The following is a 5,426-nucleotide window of genomic DNA, read 5'->3' on the forward strand; positions in this document are numbered from 1 at the left end:
GACAGGAGCCGCCCCCGACGGATCGGGGGCGGCTCCTGTGCTGCTGCAGCGGGTGCTACTCGGCGGCCGGGGTCTCCTCGGCGGGAGCGGCGACCTTCTTCTTGGCGGGGGCGCGCTTCTTCTTGGGGGCCGGCACAGGCTCCTCGGCGGGCTCGTCGACCACGGGCGCGTCCTCGGCGGCGGGGGCCTCGTCGACGACCGGGGCCTCGTCCGCGGAGGGGGCCTCGTCGGCGGGCGCGTCCACGGAGGCCTCGTCCTTCTCGTCCTCGTCGCCGGGGACGGCGGTGAAGGCGGTCAGGTCGACGGCCTTGCCGTCGGTGTCGACGACCTTCGCCTTGCCCAGGACGATCGCGAGCGCCTTGTTGCGGGCGACCTCGCCGACCATCTGGCCGATCTGGTTGTTCTCGGACAGGATCTTGATGAACTCGTTCGGCTCCATGCCGTACTGCGCAGCACCCTGGATGAGGTACTGGGTGAGCTCGTCCTGGCTGACCTGGACCTTCTCCTGCTCGACGACGTGGTCGAGCAGGATCTGGGTCTTGAAGGTCTTCTCGCTCGCCTCGGTGACCTCGGCGCGGTGCTCGTCGTCCTCGAGGCGGTTCTCGCCCTCGAGGTGGCGGTGCACCTCGTCCTCGACGAGCGACGCGGGGACCGGCACCTCGACGAGGGCGAGGAGGGCGTCGACGAGCTTCTCGCGCGCCTGGCCGCCCTGGCCGAAGGTCTTCTGCTGAGCGGCCTGCTCCTGGAGCGACGCGCGCAGCTCGGCGATCGTGTCGAACTCGCTGGCGATCTGCGCGAAGTCGTCGTCGGCGTCGGGGAGCTCGCGCTCCTTCACGGCGGTCAGGGTGACGGCGATCTCGGCCTGCTCGCCGGCGTGGTCGCCGCCGAGCAGAGGAGCGGTGAAGGTGGTGCTCTCACCGGCGGTCAGCGAGTCGAGCGCCTCATCGATGCCCTCGATCAGCTCGCCGGAACCCAGCTCGTAGGAGATCGCGTTGGCGGTGTCGACCTCGACGCCGTCGATGGTCGCGATCAGGTCGATCTGGGCGAAGTCGCCCGTCTTCGCGGGACGGTCGACGGTGACGAGCGTGCCGAAGCGGCTGCGCAGGCGGTCGAGCTCGGCGTCGACGTCGGCGTCGGTGACCTCGGCCGCGTCGACCGTGAGCTCGATGCCCTCGTAGTCGGGCACGTCGACCTCGGGACGGACGTCGACCTCGATCGCGAGCTCGAGGTCGCCGGTGAAGTCCTTGTCGCTCGGCCAGGCGACGATGTCGGCCTGCGGGCGGCCCAGCGGGCGCACCTCGGTCTCGCGGACGGCCTCGCGGTAGAAGCCGTCGAGGCCTTCGTTGACCGCGTGCTCGAGCACGGCGGCCTTGCCGACGCGCTGGTCGACGATCGCCGGCGGGACCTTGCCCTTGCGGAAGCCGGGGACGTTGATCTGCTCGGCGATGTGGCCGTAGGCGTGCGTGATGCTGGGGCCGAGCTCGTCGGGGGTGACCGAAATCGCGAGCTTCACGCGGGTCGGGCTCAGCTTTTCTACCGTGGTCTTCACGTGAGGGGATCTCCTGTGCTGGTTGGTGTCGGCGCCGTGCAACCGGTCGTCACGGGTCGAGGTCTTCACGATGAGAATCGTGGTCGGGGCGACAGGATTCGAACCTGCGACCTCCCGCTCCCAAAGCGGGCGCTCTAGCCAAGCTGAGCTACGCCCCGGATGCGCGGGCCGGGGCACCGTGCTGTGAGACTCTCGTCGAGCCGTCCCCGCACGTCCGCTCTCGCGACACGCCGAAATGGCCTTCGCAAGTGTACTCCACGGCGAGTCGACCGACCGGAACACCCTCCGGCCCGCGCGCCGCGACCCTCGGTGCCGACACCCCGCTGCGGATGTACTACAGTGTCATGGTGCCCGGTCGAGAGATCGGCTCGGACAACCTGGTCAGCGGCGGATGAGTCGCGAATCCGGGGCTGTAGCTTAGTGGTAAAGCCTCTGTCTTCCAAACAGATGATGCGAGTTCGATTCTCGTCAGCCCCTCCATCACGTCGAAGAGCCCCTGCCGAACGCAGGGGCTCTTCGACGTTCCGGCCCTCCGTGCGACGGATCGTCGCGACTGCGCGGGTGCTCTACGAGACGTCCTCCGCGCCGCGGTGCAGCTCGGCGAGGGCGAGGTACGACTCCGCGTTCCGACGGATGTCCGCACGCTCCGGGTCGGTCAGCTCGCGGCGCACCTTCGCCGGCACCCCGGCGACCAGCGAGCCGGGCGGGATCACCGAGCCCTCGAGGACGACCGCCCCGGCGGCGACGAGGGATCCGGTGCCGATGACCGCTCCGTTCAGGACTGTCGCGTTCATCCCCACCAGGACGTCGTCCTCGAGCGTGCAGCCGTGCAGGACGGCGTTGTGCCCGACCGAGACCCCGGCTCCGATGGTCGCGTCCGAGCCGGCGTCGACGTGGACGACCACGCCGTCCTGGAGGTTGCTGCCCGCGCCGAGCCTGATGGCGGCGCTCTCGGCTCGGAGGACCGCGCCGTACCAGACGCTCGCGCGCTCTCCCACTTCGACGTCGCCGACGAGGACGGCGCCCGGGGCCGCCCACGAGGTGGCGGCGAGACGCGGGGCGCACCCCGGGCCGAGTCCGAGGACGCGAGGACCTCGCGCGCTGGTGTCCGTCATGACGACCGGTCCTCTCCTTCGACGATGTCTACCCGGGCATCCTCGCACCTCCGCCCGGATGATCCCTTCCCCGACATGTGCTGGGCAGATCCTGGGAAAGCGCTCGCTGTGTCATCGGTGGAGGTTCGCGGGGATTCGCATCGCGCGCCTATCGTGACGAGGTCCGGGAGGCCGCCCGGGCAGGTTCAGGGGGACGACGGAATGGCTTCGATCAAGCGCGGTGGCCTGCTGGCCGCACTGGCAGCACTGGTGGTGCTGCCGATGGCGGTCTCCGGAGCGGGGAGCGCCGCGGTCGCCGCGACGGACACCGTCCGGCCCACCGTCTCCATCACCGCCCCCGGCGACGGCGCGACCGTCTCGGGCACCACCGCATTCCGAGCCGCCGCCGCCGACGCCGTCGGCGTGACGCAGGTGTCGTTCTGGTCCGGCACCACCCGGCTCGGATACGCAGTGAAGGACGGCGCCGGGTGGTCGCTCCCCCTCGACACTCGGGTGCTGGGCACGGGGATCCGGCCGATCACGGCCAAGGCCCGGGACGCCGCGGGGAACATCGGCACGAGCGCAGCGGTCCGCGTGACGGCGGCGAGCACCTCGACCCCGACACCGTCGCCCACTCCGATCGGCACGGTGGCCCCGCAGCCGACCAGCACTCCCGGTCCCGCGCCGACCGCGACCGCCTCGGCGACGCCGCGGCCGACGGCGCCCTCCGGTCCGGACACCGTGAAGCCGTCGACCGTCATCACCGCCCCCGCGAACGGCTCCACCGTCTCCGGCCCCGTGACCTGGATCGCCTCGGCCTCCGACGCCGTCGGCGTGACGGCCGTCTCCTTCTGGGAGGGCTCGACCCGGCTCGGCAACGCCGTGCAGCGGCCGAGCGGCGACTGGGGGCTCACCACCTCGGCGACGGCCCTCGCCGCCGGTCCGCACACCGTCATCACGAAGGCCCGCGACGCCGCGGGGAACATCGGCAGCAGCGCCGCGGTGCGGATCACGGTCTCCTCGACCCCCGTCCCGACCGCGACTCCGACTCCCACGCGCACCCCCGCGCCGACCGCGAGTCCGACTCCGACCGCGAGTCCGACGGCCACTCCGACCGCGACCGCGAGCCCCACTGCCACTCCGACCGCGACCGCGACGCCGAAGCCGACGACGACGCCCGCTCCTCCCGCGACGGGGGTCCCCGCGCCCCTGGCCGCCTGGGACTTCACGGAGCCCAGCGGTCCGTACTACTCGACGGCCGGCGATCTCCCGCTCCTGCAGGCGGGCAAGACCCTCGCGACCCGCGCGTCGACGCCCTGGGGCACGGGAGTGGACATGACGGGCACCAGCTTCCTGCGGGTGCCCGCCGAGAACGCGGGCCGCCTGACGATCGGCAGGACCGGGAACGCGGTCACGGTCGCGAGCTGGGTCTACATGACCGACACCAGCACGGGCTACGTGGCGGGTGCGTGGAACGAGCACGGCACGGTCCAGGGCCGCTCCTACGGGCTCTTCTACGACCTCGGCCTCTACGGCGGCGACGAGCGCACCGTGTTCCACGTCTCGAGGACCGGCGGACCGACTCCCGGCTACCCCTACTCGCGCGACTACTCAGCCTCGGGGAACCTCTTCACGCGCAACGTCTGGCAGCTGCACGTCGGGACCTACGACGGCACCTACGCCACGTCGTACCTCGACGGCACCGCGGTCGCGTACCCGCGGTTCGTCGACAACCAGAGGAACACCTACGCGAAGAACCCTTACTACTACCCGGACGGGCTGAACCCCAAGGCGGCCGACTTCACCGTCGGTGCCGTCGAGTTGACGTCCGGCCCGGGCAACTACGCGAAGGGGACCTTCGCCAAGGTCCGGGTCTGGGATCGCGCACTCACGCCGGACCAGGTCCGGGCGATCTACGAGGCGGAGCGGCCCGCCGGCATCGGCGGCTGACACGGATGCGCCCGCACGGGATCAGGATGCAGATGCGCGGGATCGCCCCCGGGATCCGGCCCCGGATGTCCCCGCCGCGGGCTCAGAGCGGCAACGAGAGCGTCGTCGGACTCGCGACGAGACGGGACGACCCGCACGGCGGCGACCCGGCAACGGGTGAAGGGAGTGCACGGTGACCCACCAGGAGGGACGACGAGGTCGCCTCGGGACGGTCCTGGTCCTCGCGCTCGTCGCGGCGGCCTTCACCGCGCCCGGCAGTGCCGCGCTGGCCCCCGCGTCGGCGGCGTCGGCGGCGGGCGACACCGTCAAGCCGATCGTGTCGTTCCTCGCGCCGACGAGGGGATCCGTCCTCTCCGGCACCACGGTCTTCCAAGCCAGTGCGAAGGACGACGTCGCGGTCACCCAGCTCTCGTTCTGGGAGGGAGCCAAGCGCCTCGGCTACGGCGTCGCCGGAGCGGACGGCTGGACCCTCCCGGTCGACACCCGCTCGTTCCCGGAGGGCTCGCACGTCTTCGTGGCGAAGGCTCGGGACGCCGCCGGCAACATCGGGAGCAGCGCCTCCGTCACCGTCACGGTCTCGCAGGCCGCTGCACCTGCCGCTCCCACGCCCTCCGCGCCGGCGCCCACGCCCTCCGCACCGGCGCCCGATCCCTCCGCGTCCGAGCCGACGACGACGCCCGCGCCTCCGACAGCCACGCCGTCTCCTCCTGCCGCGTCACCGACGGCACCCGCGCCGTCGGCGACCGCGCCCGCTCCTCCGGTCGCGTCGCCGACTCCGACCTCCGCCGCGCCGACGCCGTCGGCGTCACCCCTCCCCACCACCGGTCCGCCGC

At 72.1% G+C, this 5,426-nt stretch carries 3 protein-coding genes, 2 tRNA genes and 1 pseudogene; 3 read left to right on the forward strand and 3 right to left on the reverse strand.

Annotated features, from left to right (window positions below; translation table 11 throughout):
* Positions 1-55: 55 nt before the first annotated feature.
* Complete coding sequence (gene tig / locus NB037_RS18465) at positions 56-1,549, reverse strand: trigger factor (protein WP_251948392.1); 1,494 nt, start codon at positions 1,547-1,549, stop codon at positions 56-58.
* A gap of 80 nt (positions 1,550-1,629) precedes the next feature.
* Positions 1,630-1,707 (reverse strand) — tRNA-Pro (locus NB037_RS18470).
* 248 nt (positions 1,708-1,955) lie between these two features.
* On the opposite strand from NB037_RS18470, the gene NB037_RS18475 reads away from it, so the two are divergent.
* Positions 1,956-2,029, forward strand: a tRNA-Gly gene (locus NB037_RS18475).
* 86 nt (positions 2,030-2,115) lie between these two features.
* Here the strand turns inward: NB037_RS18475 and NB037_RS18480 are convergent.
* The gene (locus NB037_RS18480; protein WP_251948390.1) at positions 2,116-2,664 is read right to left on the reverse strand and encodes a gamma carbonic anhydrase family protein; all 549 of its coding nucleotides are present in this window, start codon (positions 2,662-2,664) and stop codon (positions 2,116-2,118) included.
* A 201-nt stretch (positions 2,665-2,865) separates the two neighbouring features.
* Here NB037_RS18480 and NB037_RS18485 point away from each other — a divergent pair, with 201 nt between their 5' ends.
* Together NB037_RS18485 and NB037_RS18490 are read left to right on the forward strand one after the other, a co-directional pair.
* Positions 2,866-4,593 (forward strand): Ig-like domain-containing protein, encoded by a 1,728-nt coding sequence (locus tag NB037_RS18485; RefSeq protein ID WP_251948391.1) that lies wholly within the window; start codon positions 2,866-2,868, stop codon positions 4,591-4,593.
* Positions 4,594-4,765: 172 nt separating this feature from the next.
* Positions 4,766-5,426 (forward strand): annotated as a pseudogene (locus NB037_RS18490) (hypothetical protein); the annotation flags it as partial.

This window comes from Rathayibacter rubneri (genome assembly GCF_023743255.1).
Lineage (GTDB): Bacteria > Actinomycetota > Actinomycetes > Actinomycetales > Microbacteriaceae > Rathayibacter > Rathayibacter rubneri.